The sequence below is a fragment of the Pseudomonas cedrina subsp. cedrina genome, from assembly GCF_001983175.1.
GTDB lineage: Bacteria > Pseudomonadota > Gammaproteobacteria > Pseudomonadales > Pseudomonadaceae > Aquipseudomonas > Aquipseudomonas cedrina.
The window spans coordinates 395,752-411,493 of sequence record NZ_MNPW01000004.1 but is presented as its reverse complement, the minus strand read 5'-3'; the positions used below and the strand labels follow the sequence as shown (position 1 = coordinate 411,493).

Below are 15,742 nucleotides of genomic sequence, written 5' to 3'. Positions count from 1 at the left end.
TGGCTTGCCTGCGATAGCGGTGTATCAGACAAAAACCTGTACCTGACCCACCGCTATCGCAGGCAAGCCAGCTCCCACAACTACCGTGCCCGCTTTAGAAAACTGTCCAGGCCCACCACCATTAATGCAATCACCACAAACCCCGCCAGAATCCCTCCGGCATTCACGAACACTTGTGGATAACCCAGCGTCAGGACATCGATGAACGGGTACTGATACTGTCCGAGCAAATCCCCACGCAACAGCGCATAACCGAAGTACACCAGCGGGTAAACCACCCAGCCGGCAATGTGCTTGAGCCGCAAGTGGCCCTTGGGTACGCACCGCCACCAATAGATAAAAAACAGCACCGGCATCACGTCGTGCAGCAACTCGTCGGCAATGAATTGGAAGCCTTCGGGTTGCCACAAATGACGCAGCAGCAGGTTGTAGGCCAGGCCGACCACCAGGATGCTGACGGCGATGCCACTGCTGATGACCGGCCCAGCGAAAAACCGTTTCGCCGCACTGTCGCGCGCCACCCACGCATAACTCAATACCACCGCCGCCAGGGTGTTGGTGAGCACGGTGAAGAAACTGAAAAAGTTGACCAACCCGCCCAGCAGGCTGGCGCCGGACTCCCAGCGCGAATAGAAAATCAGGTATTGCTGAATCACCAACCCCGCCCAACCGGCCAGGGCGGCTGCCGCTGTAAACCGCTTCATGGGATCAGTCCAGCGGGCGTTTGGTGCGCATCAGCTTGACGTACAAACCCTCGACTTTCTCCCGCGCCCAAGGGGTTTTGCGCAGGAAGGTCAGGCTTGACTTGATGCTCGGGTCGCTCTTGAAACAGCGCACATCAATGCGCTCGGCCAGGCCCGCCCATTCGTAGTGTTCAACCAGGGTGGTGAGGACGTGCTGCAGGGTCACGCCGTGGAGCGGGTCGTTGCTTGTCGCGGTCATGCCGGGCCTTTTACCAAATGGAAAACACAGCTGCGCACTTTAGCACGATCGATAAAAGTTCCCGTTCCCAGCGAAAAAGAGATGTTATATTGTAACTATAGATCTCAAATCTTTTCGTCGTTTTGCCAAGGAATGTCCGATGTCCCTCTCCTCTCTGTGGCGCTTGACCCCGCTTGCCGCCGCGCTGCTCTGCTCCGAAGCCCATGCCCTTGAGCTGCAACCCCAAATCATCACCGGCAACCCGCTGGGCAACGAACAGCTCGCCTCGCCGACCACCGTACTGGAAGGCGATGACCTGACCCTGCAACAAAAAGGCAGCCTGGGTGAAACCCTGAACAAGCAGCCTGGCGTGTCGTCTTCGTACTTCGGCCCAGGCGCGAGCCGGCCGATCATTCGTGGCCAGGATGGCGACCGCATTCGCATCCTGCGCAACGGCGTGGGCGCGCTGGATGCGTCGTCGCTGTCCTACGACCATGCGGTGCCGCTGGACCCGGTCAACGTCGATCGCATTGAAATCGTGCGTGGCCCGGCTGCCTTGTTGTACGGCGGCAGCGCCATCGGTGGCGTGGTCAACACCTTCGACAACCGCATCCCCACCGAAGCCATCGAAGGCATCCACGGTGCCGGTGAATTGCGCTACGGCGGCGCCGACACCACGCGCAGCAGCGCCGGCAGGCTGGAAGCCGGCAACGGCACCTTTGCCTTGCACCTGGATGCGAATGCACGGGAGTTCAACGACCTGAAAATCCCAGGCCAGGCACGCAGCCGCCACGCCCCGGCCACCGACGACGCCCCCGGCAAGAACGGCCGCCTGGGCAACAGCGACGGACGTCAGGACGGCGGTGCGCTGGGCGGTTCCTACACCTGGGATGACGGTTACGCCGGCGTGTCCTACAGCAGCTATGACGCGAACTATGGTTCTCCGGCCGAGCAGGATGTACGCATCCGCATGAAACAGGATCACTACGCCTTCGCGTCGGAAATCCGCAACCTGCAAGGCCCCTTTACCTCGGTGAAAATCGACGCCGGCTACACCGACTACGAACACCGCGAAATCGAAGGCGGCGAAACCGGCACGGTGTTCAAGAACAAGGGCTATGAAGCGCGTGTGGAGGCGCGTCACCAGCCCATCGGCCCGTTCGACGGCGTCGTCGGCGCCCAGGTGACCCGCAACGAGTTCTCGGCCTTGGGTGAAGAAGCCTTCGTGCCGCAGACCGACACCAATGCCGGCGCGCTGTTTATCCTCGAACAACTGCAAGCCACCGAGCGCCTGAAACTCAGCCTCGGCGGGCGCCTGGAGCACACCAGCGTCGACCCGGACGCCAAGGGCAACGCGCGCTTTGCCGGGGCCGACAACAGCAATGAGTTCACCGCCGGCAGCCTGTCATCGGGGGCGGTCTACACGCTTACGCCCATCTGGTCCCTGGCCGCGACCCTGGGCTACACCGAACGCGCGCCCACGTTTTATGAGCTGTATGCAAACGGCGCCCACGTCGCCACCGGCACCTATGAACTGGGCGACGCAAACCTGAAGAAAGAAAAAGCCGTGTCCAGCGACCTGGCCCTGCGCTTTGACAATGGCACGCACAAAGGCAGCTTCGGCGTGTTCTACAGCCGTTTCTCCAATTACATCGGCTTGCTGGGCAGCGGTCGTACGCTCAACGATGACGGCGAGGAAGACGCAGGCGGCATTCCTGAATACAAATACTCCGGCGTGCGTGCACGTTTCGCCGGTTTTGAAGCCCAGGATCACTGGAAGCTTGGCGAAAGTGCCTACGGAAAGTTCGCACTGGAACTGTCGGGCGACTACACCCGCGCCACCAACCTGGACACCGGCGAAGCCCTGCCACGTATCGCTCCGCTGCGCTTGAACAGCGGCTTGCTGTGGGAACTGGACCGCTGGCAGGCACGCATCGACGTGGAACACGCGGCCGGCCAGGGCCGCGTGCCGGATAACGAAAGCGGCACCGATGGCTACACCACCCTGGGCGCGAGCGCGGGGTATCGCTTCAACATGGGCGGCAGCCAATGGTTGGCGTTCGTCAATGGTGAAAACCTGACCAACCAGACGGTGCGCTACGCCAGCTCGATCTTGCGGGACATCGCACCGGCGCCAGGCAGAAGCGTGGAGTTTGGCGTGCGCACAACCTTCTAAACCTCCCCAATCCATGTGGGAGCCGGGCTTGCCCGCGATACAGACACCTCGGTATTCCAGTTGCACCGAGGCGATGCAATCGCAGGCAAGCCAGCTCCCACACACACCAGTTCCCATCGCCTTTTGCAGCGACATTTAGTCACTGTTACCAATTCTGAAATGATGCATCTTGCGATTTGCGCTTTCTCTGGACGCCCACTCCCTTTATCCTTGCCCGCAACAAACTGAAACGTTTCACTTCCGCGGTCGACCCCATCTTGCCGAATTTCCCCCGTCCTCAAGACAGCGCTGTCTTTTCCAGACCCGCGCCTGGGGATAAATCGCCCGCCTGTGGATAACCCTGCTAGTCCTCAGAAAACCCGAATTTGCACTGAACCATGCCCCTGTCGAATCGTCATCTACAGTGAAGAAACACGGGGACACAATTCCAACGTAACGGAGAAATACAACTATGAGCGCTGACGGTGCTTCGAGCCCAAGCCGCCTGCTGCCCAGGCTGCTAGGTGTCTTGCTGCTGATCATGGGCCTGGCCTTGCTGGCCGGGGGTATCAAGCTGACGATGCTCGGCGGGTCGCTGTACTACCTGCTGGCCGGTATCGGCATCACTCTGACCGGCGTTCTGCTGCTGGCCACCCGCCGCGCCGCGCTGGGCCTGTACGCATTGGTGCTGTTCGCCAGTACCCTGTGGGCCCTGTGGGAAGTGGGCCTGGACTGGTGGCAGTTGGTGCCGCGCCTGGCACTGCTGTTTGCCCTCGGCATCGTCATGCTGCTTCCGTGGTTTCGCCGTCCGTTGCTGCGCGGCCAGCCTGCCCCGCTGGGCACTGGCGCACTGAGCGTGGCCGTGGTGCTGGCGGGCGCCGCTGCCATTGCCAGCCAATTCACCAACCCGGGCGAGATCAAAGGCCAGCTGGACCGCGACGCGGTGCCGGGCATGGCCAATGCAGCGCCAGCCCAGGCGGATGGCGACTGGAACTCCTACGGTCGCTCGGCCTACGGCGATCGCTACTCGCCACTGGCGCAGATCACCCCGGAAAACGCGCACAAGCTGGTGCCGGCGTGGACCTACCGTACCGGTGACATCCCTGGCCCGAACGATCCGGGCGAGACCACTGCGGAAAACACCCCGTTGAAAGTCAACGGCATGCTCTACGTGTGCACGCCGCACAGCCAGGTGATTGCCCTGGACCCGGACACTGGCAAGGAAATCTGGCGCTTCGATCCGAAGATCAGCAGCCAGGGCGCCGAGAACTTCAAGGGTTGGGCGCACATGACCTGCCGTGGCGTGTCGTATCACGATGACGCCGTCTATGCTTCCGAACAAAGCCCGACCGGCAGCGCCAGCCCGGCGGCCGCGCCGACCGCCTGCCCGAAACGCATTTTCGTACCGACCGCCGACACCCGTCTGATCGCCCTCAACGCCGACACCGGCAAGATGTGCGAAGACTTCGGTGACAAAGGCCAGGTCGACCTGCGTGCCAATATCGGCAGCTTCGCCCCAGGCGGTTACTACTCCACCTCGCCACCGGCCGTGACCAAGGACCTGGTGGTGATTGGCGGCCACGTGACCGACAACGTCTCCGTCGACGAACCCAGCGGCGTGATCCGCGCGTTCGACGTGCACACCGGCAAACTGGTATGGAACTGGGACAGCGGCAACCCCGACGACACCACGCCGTTGGCCGAGGGCAAGACCTACACGCGTAACTCGCCGAACATGTGGTCCATGTTCGCCGTGGATGAAAAACTCGGCATGCTGTACCTGCCGATGGGCAACCAGATGCCTGACCAGTACGGCGGCGACCGTACCGACGATTCCGAAAAATACGCCGCCGGCCTGACCGCCCTAGACATCAACAGCGGCCACGTGAAGTGGACCTTCCAGTTCACCCATCACGACCTGTGGGACATGGACGTGGGCGGCCAACCGTCGCTGATCGATATCAAGACTGAAGCCGGCGTGAAGCAAGCCGTCATGGCGTCGACCAAGCAAGGCAGCATCTACGTACTGGACCGCGCGACCGGCCAGCCGGTGGTGCCGATCCACGAAGTGGCGGTGCCGCAGGGCGCAGTGGCGGGCGACCGCACCTCCCCTACCCAACCCAAGTCGGAGCTGAACTTCATGCCGCCGCCGCTCAAAGAGCGCGACATGTGGGGCGTGACGCCGTTCGACCAGATGCTGTGCCGTATCGACTTCAAATCCCTGCGCTACGACGGCCCGTTCACCCCACCTTCGCTGCAGGGTTCGATTGTTTACCCAGGTAACTTCGGCGTGTTCGACTGGGGTGGCATTTCCGTCGACCCGGTGCGCCAGATCGCCTTCGTGAACCCGAGCTACATGGCATTCAAGTCCAAGCTGATCCCGGCCGCCGACATCGCCAAGCAAGGCCCGCGCGTCAGCGAAACCGAAGGCGTACAGCCAAACAAAGGCGCGCCGTATGGCGTGATCCTCGAAGCCATGCTGTCGCCCATGGGCCTGCCGTGCCAGGCACCGGCCTGGGGCTACGTGGCGGCGGTCGACCTGACCACTCACAAGACCATCTGGATGCACAAGAACGGCACCGTGCGTGACAGCTCGCCGGTTCCGATCCCGTTGAGCATGGGCGTACCGAGCCTGGGCGGCACGTTCACCACGGCCGGCGGCGTGTCCTTCCTCAGCGGCACCCTCGACCAGTACCTGCGTGCCTATGACGTGAAAAACGGCAAGCAACTGTGGGAAGGCCGCCTGCCGGCAGGCGCGCAAACCACACCGATGACCTACACCGGCAAGGACGGCAAGCAATACGTGCTGGTCATGGCGGGCGGTCACGGTTCCCTGGGCACCAAGCAGGGTGACTATGTGATGGCGTTCAAACTGCCGGATTGATCTTCATCGGCGGTAAGTAAGGCGGCTACCCTCCAAAGGTAGCCGCCTTTTTCATGAGCAAGAAAAATCTACCTGTGGGAGCTGGCTTGCCTGCGATAGCGGAGTATCAGCCAAAACAGTATGGCCTGACCCACCGCTATCGCAGGCAAGCCAGCTCCCACATCAGTGTTCGATCACTTCACCGCGCATCGCCGCCAACCGGGCGATCAGGCGGTTCTGCACGGGCACGGCGATGCCTTCCTTGTCCATTGAGGCAATCAAGTCTTCCACCAGCGCATTGAAGTCACTGCGGCTCACCCTCTGGCCCTTATGGCTCTCGGCCATGCTGTCGCCGGTATAAGTGCACGGCCCACCCGCCTCGACACAGAACTGTTCAATCAGCTTGTTGCGCAGGCGCTGGATATCGACGCGCCGGAAGCGTTCGACGATGCGCGCGTCCCGGGCAATGTTGAGCAACATGCCTTCGACGATACGGGTGATGCCCGGCAGCGCGCCGAGGTCGCGATAGAGGCTGTCGTCCTTGGGTGGCTGTTGGGCGCAGGCACTGAGCAACAGCAGCAGGCAAACCGGTAACCAGCGCATCAGAAACTCCCTTGCACAGACAAGTACGTGCCATTCTGGTGGTCCAGCGTGGCGATTTCCCCCAGGCGTGCGTAGGCCAAGACGAACGACACATGCTTGTTGGGGAAATAGCCTACGAACACATCAGCCCAATCACTCTCTCCCGCAAACGACAGGTTGTCGGGTTTCTCGCGGTACTCCACGCCCACCGCCCAACGCGGGTTGAGCAGCAGCGCCAGCGCGCCTTCCTTGAGCAGGCTGCGGCTGTCGCGACGGTCACCGCCAAAACCGAGCAGGCCGGTCTCGTTGGCGCGGCTGTAGCGCAGACTGCCGTTGACCAGCACGTTGTAGCCGAACGCCGCGCCCATAAACAGACGGCTGGCGGCGAGGTAGCCTTCGACGTCGCTGTCACGCTTGGCGCCCACCAGGCGGGGAATCTCGAAGCCAGTCTGATGCTTATATTCCAGGCCCAGCGAGACCTGGGGCAGCGTGTCGTAGATCACGTCGCCGAACAGCCGCACTTTGAGGCCCAGTACGTCTTGCCCCAGGGAGTCTTCGGGCAGGTTGAGCTTATGCACCAGGCTGCCGAGGTCGAAGCGCTGGCGGGCGAAAGACAGTTCGATGCGGTTGTCGTACGCCAGCGCCACACCGGCCACGTCCAGCCGGTAATCGGGCAGGTTGACCGTGGTGGCGAACGCCGTGGCGCCCCACTCGTGCCGTTCGCCATAACCGGCCAGCACGGCCCACGGTGTAAGACCGCCCCCCGCCGTGCCTTCGATACTGCTGGCACCACCGGTCGCGATCAGGCGGCCATTATCGGCCAGCGCCGTTGGCAGGGTCAGTGCGCCGAGGCACCCGATCAGGAAAGAAACCCGCACTGTCATTCCACTCAATGAGCCAGGGAAGTTTGCGCACTGAGGGGCAAGGCCACCCAGGCTTCGAAAGCGTCGGCACTCAACGGCCGGCTGATCAGGTAGCCCTGGGCCGTGTCGCACTGCCAACGCTCCAGCAGGCGCAGGCTATGGGCATATTCAACGCCCTCGGCGACCACTTTGAGGCCCAGGTTATGGCTCATCTCGATGGTGGAACGCACGATCACCGCGTCTTCACTGGTTTCATCGAGGTTGCGCACGAAGGATTGGTCGATCTTCAGCTCTTGCACCGGCAGGCGCTTGAGGTGCGCCAATGACGAGTAACCGGTGCCGAAGTCATCCACCGACAGGCCGATGCCGCAATCACGCAGCAGGTGGAGCACCTTGAGGGCTTTTTCCGGTTCGCGCATCACAGCGCTCTCGGTGATCTCGAACAGCAGTTGCTCCGCCGGCAAGCCATAGCGACACAGCAAGGCCGACACGCGATGGGCCAGTTCGTCATCAAGCAGGTCGTCCGCCGAGATGTTCAGCGACAACTGCAAGGCCAGGCCGCGCCGGTTCCATTCGCACAACTGGCGAATGCCCTCTTCGATTACCCATTGGGTCAACAAGCGGATGCTGCCCGAGCGCTCGGCCAGGGGGATGAATTCCGCCGGCGACACCAGGCCGAACTGCGGGTGTTGCCAGCGCAACAGGGCTTCGGCCTGGCGCACGATGCCCTGGCGAATATCCAGCTTGGGCTGGTAGTGCAGCAACAATTGGCCATGGCCGGGGGCGTGGCGCAAGTCGCGGATCAGGCTGATCTGGCGACGGTGCGCAAGGTCGCGGCCGTGCTCGTAGACCTGCAAGCGGTCAGGCATTTGCGCGGCGTCCTTCATGGCGATGGCCGCGCGCTCCAGCAGGGTCTGGGGGCTTTCGCCATCCGCCGGGTACGCCGCGATGCCCAGGCGGCAGTCCAACGCCAGATCATGACCGTTGATGCGCTGGGGCCGCAGTAACAGCTGCTGCAGTTTGTCGGCCAGGCCCACGGCTTCGTCGCTGCCCGCGCCTTCAAGCAACAGCAGGAATTCATCGGCGATCAGGTGCGCCAGGGTATCGCCCGGGCGTAACGCCGCTTGCAGGCGCTGGCTCACGGTCAGGAGCAACTGGTCCACCGCTTCGGGCCCGACCGTTTCGCTGGCAGTGCGCAGATTGTCGATGCCCAGGTAGATCAACGCCATCGGCCGTTGCAGGGCAATCGCACTGCCCAGGCGCTCCATCGCCAACGTGCGGTTGGGCAGGCCGGTAAGACGATCATGCAGGGCGTTGTGCGCCAGCTGTTGTTCGCGCTCGGCAATGCCGCTCTGCATGGCATTGACCGCCAGCGCCAAGCGCCCCAGTTCATCACTGCGCGCCAGCACGACCGGGGTCTGGTAATCGCCGCTGCCGATACGTTCGGCCGCCTGCGCCAGCGCCTGCACCGGGCGTGAGACTGAGCGGGCCAGCAGCAAGGCACCGATCAACGAAGCAATCAGGGCGATCAGGGCGATACCGAGGATCTTTTCATCCAGCGGCGCAAACGCCTGCATCGCCGCGTCCAGCGGGCTTTGCAGCAGGGCCAGGACTTTGCCGTTTTCATCACTGGCCAGCACCAGCGACTGGCTGAGGAAGCGTTGCTCAAGGTGATCGGTGGTGGACACGCCACGGCGCGCCGAGTCGCCTTGCATCAGCGCGCGGATACTGTCGCGCAACCCCTGCGGCTGGGTGCTGACCAGTTCGCCAGGCAGGTCCTGCTCAATCGTCAGGAATGAGACTTCCAGGTTGCTCAGCGAGCGCAACTCATCGGCGAACGCACCGTCCATGCTGAACCCCATCACCACCCGAGCGATCGGCAACGGCGCCAGCACCGAGGCCTCCACCAGCAGGTGCGGCTTGCCTTGCAACGGCACCATCAGCGTCGCCTGGTGATTCTGCCGTGCCTCGCGCAAGGCCAGGTCATAGCGGAAGGTCGAGCCCTCGGCGACTTCCTTGAGGGTGCTGGCCAGGACTTTGCCGTCCATGCCCAGCAGGATCATGTCGCTGGCGTTGATGCGCTTGCCGTGGTTGAGCAGCACCGAGCGCATCGTTGCCGAATCGCCACTGGCCACGGCGTCGCGAAAACCGAAATCGGCCGCCAGCAGCTGCACGCCATCGGCCAGGCGCCGGCCACGAACGTCGAGCAAGCGCTCGAACACCCGCGTGCCCACCTCCAACTGAGCCAGGGCCTGACGGTGTACCGCCGAGCTGGTCGCGGCCTTGACGCTGAAATACAACGCACCGATCACCACCAGCGAGAGCAGGATCAGTACGCCGGCGACCCGCGCCTGGAAACTACTGCGCAGGTTCACGGGCGGCTCGATCGAAGGCATCGCCAAAGGCGCTGGGTGTAGGTGGCAAATCCGCCGGCGCAGGCGCAAGCGTCAACGCCACACGGTGGCTGAGGCCGGCAGCCGGGACACGCACGGTGCCGCCGTCCAACGGCTGCATACCCGCCAGTTGCGGGTGCCACAGGGTCAGGCGGTACTCACCGGCCGGCAGGTCTGGCAGGCGCACCCGGCCCTGGTCGTCGCTGACACCGAAACGCGGGTCATCGGTCACGTAGATATAACCGAGCATCCAGTCATGGATATTGCAACCCAGCACCACCACCCCGGGCTTGTCGAACAGCAAGGGGGCGGCCGACGTGCCCTCGTACAGACGCAACTCGAAGCGCTTGGCCGTGGAGAACGAATACACCTGATGACGAATGTTGTCGCTGTTGGGGAAGCGCACCTGCGTACCGGTATGCACCGCCAGCACATGGGGGGCGAAGCGCTGGTCACGCTGGTCCATATCGGCCTTGAGCGCACCCTGCGGCGTACCGGCCGGGCCCTGCAGCGTCACCACCGCATCGGCGACCGGTCGGCCGTCGGCATGGTAAGCCAACACCTCGAGCGTCGCCGCCGACGCCGAGCCGAGAGCAGCCAACAACAGCGCCGCAAGGGGTAACACGTGGAAAATCCGAGCCATGGTCGATCCGCAGAAATGGGCTAAAAAGCGGCCAGCCTTGGCACGGAAGCGTAGATGTGCATGCATGATGGCGCAAATAAGGCCATTTGCCATCACCGAGTATGCAGCAAAACGTGGCCGCCAGTCGCTAAAAACCTGTGCAACCCGTCAGTCGTTATAGAAGTTATCGACTCTGCGCAAAATATCTGTAGGTGGCTGCAAAGGCTTTTCTAGATCTGCAGCCGCGCGCGGCGCATCCACATTTCGAAGGCCATCGCGTTCAACGGCCGGCTGATCAGGTAGCCCTGGGCGGTATCGCAGTTCCACTGTTTGAGCAGCCTGAGGCTGGGGGCGAATTCCACGCCTTCGGCCACCACCTTGAGCCCCAGGTTGTGGCTCATTTCGATGGTGGAACGCACGATCACCCCGTCGCCGCTGGTGCTGTTGAGGTTGCGCACGAACGACTGGTCGATCTTCAACTCCTGCACCGGCAGGCGCTGCAATTGCGCCAGCGACGAGTAGCCAGTGCCGAAGTCATCCACCGAAAGGCTGATGCCGCAGCCGCGCAGTTGCTCGAGCACACTGAGGGCCTGCTGCGGGTTGTGCATGATCGCGCTTTCGGTGATTTCGAAAATCAATTGCGCGGCCTCGACCCGGTACTGCATCAGCAACGCGGTGACGCGAATCGCCAGGTCATCATCGGCCAGATCGTCCACCGAGATATTCACCGACAGCTGGACCAGCATGCCGCGCCGCGCCCATTCGCCGATCTGGCGGATGGCTTCTTCAATCACCCACAGGGTCAGGCTGTTCATGCTGCCGGTGCGTTCGGCCAGGGGGATGAATTCAGCGGGCGACACTTGCCCCAGGGTCGGGTGCTGCCAGCGCAACAGGGCTTCGGCCTGGCCTACATGGCCATGCTTGAGATCGAGCTTGGGCTGGTAGCACAGGAACAATTCGCCTTCGGGGGCGGCACGGCGCAGGTCACGGATCAGGGTGATCTGGCGTTGATGGGCCAGGTCGCGGTCCTGTTGGTAGACCTGCAAATGCCCCGGCAGGCTCGCGGCGTCATGCCGCGCGATGGCGGCGCGGCTGATCAATTCTTCGACCTGCTGGCCGTCGGCGGGGTAAGCGGCGATGCCGATGCTCACTTCGTGGCGCAGCTCATCATGGCCGATGCGTTGCGGTTCGGTGAGCAGCGCGTACAGGCGGTCGGCACGGGCCACGGCGCGATCGACCTGGGTGTTTTCCAGCAACAGCAAGAACTCACTGCCGGCAATGCGCGCCGCCGTGTCACTGGGCAGCAGGCTCATGGACAGGCAGCGGCTGGCCTCGCGCAGCATTTCTTCAACGCCTTCGGGGCCAAAACCTTCGTTGATGACCCGGTAGTTTTCGATCCCCAGGTACAGCAACACCACTGGCCGCCGCGCACTGATCGCACTGCCCAGGCGCTCCATGGCCAAGGCGCGATTCGGCAGGCCGGTCAGCGGGTCGTGCAGGGCGTTGTGCGCCAGTTGCCGCTCGCGCACCGCGATGCCGCTTTGCATGGCGTTGAAGGCGCGGGCCAACAGGCCGAACTCATCGTTGCTGCGCACCCGCACCGGGGTCTGGTAATGACCGTCGCCAATACGCTCGGCCGCCTGCACCAAGGCATTGAGCGGGCGTGACACACGCCGGGCCAGGAACAACGCTCCGGCCAGCGACACCACCAGCACCGCCAGGGCAATCCCGAGGAACTGCCGGTCCAGTGGCGCAAAGGATTCCAGCGCGTGGTCCAGCGGGCTTTGCAACAACACCCGCACGTCGTCGCCATTACCGGTATTGGCCAGCGGCAGCACCTGGCTCAATACGCGCTGGCCGTGGAACACATGGATCTTCGGCTCGGGGTCGACAGGCCCGTCGCGCAACAGGTCAAGGGTAGCGGCCTGGTAAGCCTGCGGCTGGGTACTGAGCAAGAGGCCCGGCTTGCCGTTGTGCACACTGAGGAACGACACGTCCAGCTTGCTCATGGAGCGCAGTTCATTGGCGAACTGTGCGTCCATGGGAAAGCCCATGACGATGCGCGCGATGGGCAGCGGGTCGAGCACTTCATCCTGCACCAGCAAATAGGGCCGACCGTCCATGGCCACGATCAGCCTCTGCAAGCCTTTGCGCCGCGCATGGCGCAGGGCCTGGTCATAGGGGAACAGCTGACCACGGGTGAGCACCGGCAAGGTGCTGACCATGACCTTGCCGGCCAGGTCCAACACGAAGACTTCGCTGGCACGGATCCCCGTGCCGTGGCGACGCAGGGCGGCAAGTATCGGCGCGGTCTGCCCTGCGGCCACGGCGTGTTTGAAAGGGAGATCGGCGGTCAGCCAGTCGAGGCCGTATTGCAGGCGCTGCCCGCGCAGGTCGAGCAGGCGCTCGAATACCTGTCGGCCGGTGCGCAGTTGGACTTGCGCCTGGTTTTCCACGGCGCGGGTGGTGGCGGTCCTGACGGCAAAATAGGTGGCGGCGACCACGACCAGCAGCAACAGTGCCAGTACCCCGGCGATGCGGGTTTGGAACGTATGGCGCCACCTCGTTGCGGCGCTCCCCGGCCGCCTTCGCCTTTCCGTGCCGCTGCGTCCCGGTGTCATGTGCATTCCCTGCGAGGGGTGACCTGGCGTCAAAAAAATATCCATTTCTTATGGATATTGAGTTTGAGGAGATTAGCTGGGACTTAGGGTAAGTGCACCCAATAAATACAGGGGGTTTAGCGGCGATTTATTGGCGGCGCAAGGTTGACTTCATCAAACGCCCCGGGCCCGCATGAAATCCCCCCAGCGTCGCACCAGGTAGTTGTGTTCATCCATGACCGAATTCCACACCGCAATATGCCCCATGCGCTGTTCATAGGAGCCGCCGTCGCGCACTTCGCCGATGTCGATCAGCGGCAGGCCATCGCTGCCGAGCAGTTCTTCCCGCGCAGGTTTGCCCGCGTACCAGTAATCCCACTCCGCACGGCTCAAGTGATCGCGGCTACGGGCCGGGTTACCGATGTAATACCCCTGCCGCGCCATCACCGCACCGGGCCAGCCCGACAGCCACCAATTCAAATACGCATAAGCCGCATCCAGCACCGGCCCCTTGGCATGGCGCGACAACGACAAGCCCCCAAACCAGGCCCGGTAGCCTTCACGTGGCACCGCCAGGCGGTATTTCACGCCGGCGCGGTGCAGGCGCATCAAGGTCGGCGACCATAGGCTCTGGATATCGATGCTCGGGCTGAGCATCAATTGCGCCGCTTCTTCATCATCGGACCAGAACGCCGCAAAGTGCCCTTCCTTCTGCTTACGCACCAGGATATCGGCCAGCACATCGATCTCTTCGATGCTCATGTTGCCGATGTCGCTGAAGCTGGCCAGCCCCGCCCCCTGCACCGCCAGCGCGGCATCCAGGGCGCCGATGGCGGCGTCGCTTTGCAAGGCCGTGCGTGCACGCCACGCGGGGTCGAGCAGCCAGCCCCAGCTTTCGTTGCCGTGGCAGAAACCGTCGGGCAACCGCTCCGGACGATAGGCAAAGCTGTCGGCGTTGTGGGTCAGGGGCAACATACTGATGCGCTCGGTGACCGTGCTGCCCAGGCTGCCATCGTGTTGCACGAACAAGCGCTCGCTGGGCACGCTGCCACTGCCCAGGCGATCATCGGGCGACAGGCGCCCGCGCTTGGGCAGGTCATTGATCTCATGCCACAACGCGATGCGCCGGGTGTCGATGGGTTGGATCGCCCGGGCCGGCCACACGAAATCGACGTTGTGAAACCACTGGTCGTACAGGTCGTAGCTGTCGGGCTGCATCACGGCGATGCGCTGCGCCTGTTCGACGTCATGCACTTGGTACACGAGGCGAATGCCCAGTTCCTGCTCGGCCCGCACGCGCAGGCATTCAAGCAAGGTGACCGAAGTGCCGAGGACCCTTAAGGTGATCATGCGGCGAACCGTCGCGAGAACACATCAAAGGAGCGGCGCAACAGCGCAGGGTCGAGGCCGCGCAGGATAAACACCAGGCGCGATTGACGGTCGCTGCCCGGCCACGCAGGCAGATGCACCGGCGCGTGCAGGCAATGCTGCACGCCATGAATGACGATGGGGGCGTTACTGGCGTTCACGTTGAGCAGTCCTTTGACACGCAGGATTCGTTCGCCGTGGCATCTTAACAGCATCGACAGCCACACCCCGAAACCGACCCAGTCCAAAGGCTGGTCGAAGGTCAGGCTGCACACTTGCGCGGCGCCGTGAGTGGCCGTGGTGGTTTGATGCAGCTGCCAGCGGCTGACTTCAACGGCGGGCTCGGCACTGCGCAGGCCTTCGCCCAGCAGCAATTGGTCGCCGCTGTGAATGGCATGGGTATCCAGGATCGGCGTGCCGGCATTCAGCGCGCGCAAGTGCGCACGCAGTGGTGCGCAGTCGCCCGCCAGGTCGGTCTTGCTCAACAGCAAGCGATCCGCCGCCGCCACCTGGGCCAGCCATTCCGGGTGCAGGCGCTCCTGCAGGGCGGCGTGGCTGGCGTCCACCAAGGTAATCACCAGGCCGATATGAAAACGCCCGCGCAGTTGCACGTCGTTATTCAACGTGGCCAGGATCGGCGCCGGGTCGGCCAGGCCGGTGGTTTCCAGGATCACCCGCTTGAATGCCGGGATTTCACCGCGCTCGCGACGTTGCAGCAAGGTCAGCAACGCCTCCTTCAGCTCGCCACGGATCGAGCAGCACACGCAGCCGCTGGGCAGCAGCACCGTGTCCGGCGCGACTTCTTCGACCAGCAGATGGTCGATGCCGACATCGCCGAATTCGTTGATCAGCAACGCCGTGTCGCCCAGGCTTTCACCCTGCAGCAGGCGCTTGAGCAAGGTGGTCTTGCCGCTGCCGAGAAAGCCGGTAATGACGTTGAGGGCGATGCTCATTTTTTATACCTCCGCCCCTTGTAGGAGCGAGCTTGCTCGCGAAGAGCTCAGGGACACCGCGCTTATCCAGGATGCACGCGTTATCGTTGACGTTTTTCGCGGGCAAGCCCGCTCCTACAGTGGGTTGTATTCCAAATGGTCGAGCAGTTTGGGGTCGAGGGGGTCCAACGGACGACCGAGCATCTCCTGCGCCGCCTGCCACAGCTGATCCAGGCCGCTGGCCAGGGCCTGTTTGCCGGTCGCGCCCAACAACAGATAGGACGCACCCTGGAAGTCTTCGACCTTGAGCCGGAACACCGCCAGCACCTGGTTGATCGCCGCGATCCGGCGCAGGCGTTCGCGACGCCTGGGCAGCTCGTCGCCCAGGGGGTCGCTCCAGTGCAGGTCTTCGCCGAGCAACCCGCAGAGTCCGCACATGGCTA

General features: G+C 63.2%; 12 protein-coding genes. 2 read left to right on the top strand and 10 right to left on the bottom strand.

Annotation, left to right across the window (positions count from 1 at the left end; genetic code table 11):
* Positions 1–80: 80 nt before the first annotated feature.
* Positions 81–704, bottom strand: a complete 624-nt coding sequence (locus tag BLL36_RS10485; protein ID WP_076951354.1) for a Pr6Pr family membrane protein — start codon at positions 702–704, stop codon at positions 81–83.
* A gap of 4 nt (positions 705–708) precedes the next feature.
* Positions 709–942, bottom strand: coding sequence for a VF530 family protein (locus BLL36_RS10480; RefSeq protein ID WP_048720273.1), 234 nt, complete (start codon positions 940–942; stop codon positions 709–711).
* A gap of 139 nt (positions 943–1,081) precedes the next feature.
* On the opposite strand from BLL36_RS10480, the gene BLL36_RS10475 reads away from it, so the two are divergent.
* Both BLL36_RS10475 and BLL36_RS10470 read left to right on the top strand, forming a co-directional pair.
* On the top strand, positions 1,082–3,097 hold the full coding sequence (locus BLL36_RS10475; protein WP_076951353.1) for a TonB-dependent receptor: 2,016 nt from the start codon (positions 1,082–1,084) through the stop codon (positions 3,095–3,097).
* A 451-nt stretch (positions 3,098–3,548) separates the two neighbouring features.
* Positions 3,549–5,960: a glucose/quinate/shikimate family membrane-bound PQQ-dependent dehydrogenase gene (locus BLL36_RS10470; RefSeq protein ID WP_076951352.1), complete on the top strand. Its 2,412-nt coding sequence runs from the start codon at positions 3,549–3,551 to the stop codon at positions 5,958–5,960.
* 162 nt (positions 5,961–6,122) lie between these two features.
* On the opposite strand, the gene BLL36_RS10465 is transcribed toward BLL36_RS10470, so the two are convergent.
* The 8 genes from BLL36_RS10465 to BLL36_RS10425 all read right to left on the bottom strand — a co-directional run bounded on the left by BLL36_RS10465 (position 6,123) and on the right by BLL36_RS10425 (position 15,737).
* Entirely contained in the window at positions 6,123–6,542 is a 420-nt protein-coding gene (locus BLL36_RS10465; RefSeq protein WP_076951351.1) for a group I truncated hemoglobin, read from the bottom strand.
* Complete coding sequence (locus BLL36_RS10460; protein WP_076951350.1) at positions 6,542–7,405, bottom strand: DUF3034 family protein; 864 nt, start codon at positions 7,403–7,405, stop codon at positions 6,542–6,544. The genes BLL36_RS10465 and BLL36_RS10460 overlap by 1 nt, the downstream gene beginning before the upstream one ends.
* 5 nt (positions 7,406–7,410) lie before the next feature.
* Entirely contained in the window at positions 7,411–9,759 is a 2,349-nt protein-coding gene (locus BLL36_RS10455) for a bifunctional diguanylate cyclase/phosphodiesterase (RefSeq protein WP_076951349.1), read from the bottom strand.
* Positions 9,743–10,420, bottom strand: coding sequence for a methylamine utilization protein (locus BLL36_RS10450; RefSeq protein ID WP_076951348.1), 678 nt, complete (start codon positions 10,418–10,420; stop codon positions 9,743–9,745). Before BLL36_RS10450 ends, BLL36_RS10455 begins: the two co-directional genes overlap by 17 nt.
* Before the next feature lie 209 nt (positions 10,421–10,629).
* On the bottom strand, positions 10,630–13,020 hold the full coding sequence (locus BLL36_RS10445; protein WP_076951347.1) for a putative bifunctional diguanylate cyclase/phosphodiesterase: 2,391 nt from the start codon (positions 13,018–13,020) through the stop codon (positions 10,630–10,632).
* Between the two features lie 153 nt (positions 13,021–13,173).
* Positions 13,174–14,349 carry an ABC transporter substrate-binding protein gene (locus tag BLL36_RS10440; RefSeq protein WP_076951346.1) on the bottom strand — a complete coding sequence of 392 codons (1,176 nt, stop codon included), beginning with the start codon at positions 14,347–14,349 and terminating at the stop codon, positions 13,174–13,176.
* Positions 14,346–15,320 carry a CobW family GTP-binding protein gene (locus BLL36_RS10435; RefSeq protein WP_076951345.1) on the bottom strand — a complete coding sequence of 325 codons (975 nt, stop codon included), beginning with the start codon at positions 15,318–15,320 and terminating at the stop codon, positions 14,346–14,348. The genes BLL36_RS10440 and BLL36_RS10435 overlap by 4 nt, the downstream gene beginning before the upstream one ends.
* A gap of 114 nt (positions 15,321–15,434) precedes the next feature.
* On the bottom strand, positions 15,435–15,737 hold the full coding sequence (locus BLL36_RS10425) for a hypothetical protein (protein ID WP_076951343.1): 303 nt from the start codon (positions 15,735–15,737) through the stop codon (positions 15,435–15,437).
* Positions 15,738–15,742: the final 5 nt, after the last annotated feature.

What these genes read in the sequence shown, in the direction of transcription:
- BLL36_RS10485 (WP_076951354.1), bottom strand. Translation starts at nt 704, where the DNA reads ATGAAGCGGTTTACAGCGGCAGCCGCCCTGGCCGGTTGGGCGGGGTTG.
- BLL36_RS10480 (WP_048720273.1), bottom strand. Translation starts at nt 942, where the DNA reads ATGACCGCGACAAGCAACGACCCGCTCCACGGCGTGACCCTGCAGCAC.
- BLL36_RS10475 (WP_076951353.1), top strand. Translation starts at nt 1,082, where the DNA reads ATGTCCCTCTCCTCTCTGTGGCGCTTGACCCCGCTTGCCGCCGCGCTG.
- BLL36_RS10470 (WP_076951352.1), top strand. Translation starts at nt 3,549, where the DNA reads ATGAGCGCTGACGGTGCTTCGAGCCCAAGCCGCCTGCTGCCCAGGCTG.
- BLL36_RS10465 (WP_076951351.1), bottom strand. Translation starts at nt 6,542, where the DNA reads ATGCGCTGGTTACCGGTTTGCCTGCTGCTGTTGCTCAGTGCCTGCGCC.
- BLL36_RS10460 (WP_076951350.1), bottom strand. Translation starts at nt 7,405, where the DNA reads ATGACAGTGCGGGTTTCTTTCCTGATCGGGTGCCTCGGCGCACTGACC.
- BLL36_RS10450 (WP_076951348.1), bottom strand. Translation starts at nt 10,420, where the DNA reads ATGGCTCGGATTTTCCACGTGTTACCCCTTGCGGCGCTGTTGTTGGCT.
- BLL36_RS10445 (WP_076951347.1), bottom strand. Translation starts at nt 13,020, where the DNA reads ATGACACCGGGACGCAGCGGCACGGAAAGGCGAAGGCGGCCGGGGAGC.
- BLL36_RS10440 (WP_076951346.1), bottom strand. Translation starts at nt 14,349, where the DNA reads ATGATCACCTTAAGGGTCCTCGGCACTTCGGTCACCTTGCTTGAATGC.
- BLL36_RS10435 (WP_076951345.1), bottom strand. Translation starts at nt 15,320, where the DNA reads ATGAGCATCGCCCTCAACGTCATTACCGGCTTTCTCGGCAGCGGCAAG.
- BLL36_RS10425 (WP_076951343.1), bottom strand. Translation starts at nt 15,737, where the DNA reads ATGTGCGGACTCTGCGGGTTGCTCGGCGAAGACCTGCACTGGAGCGAC.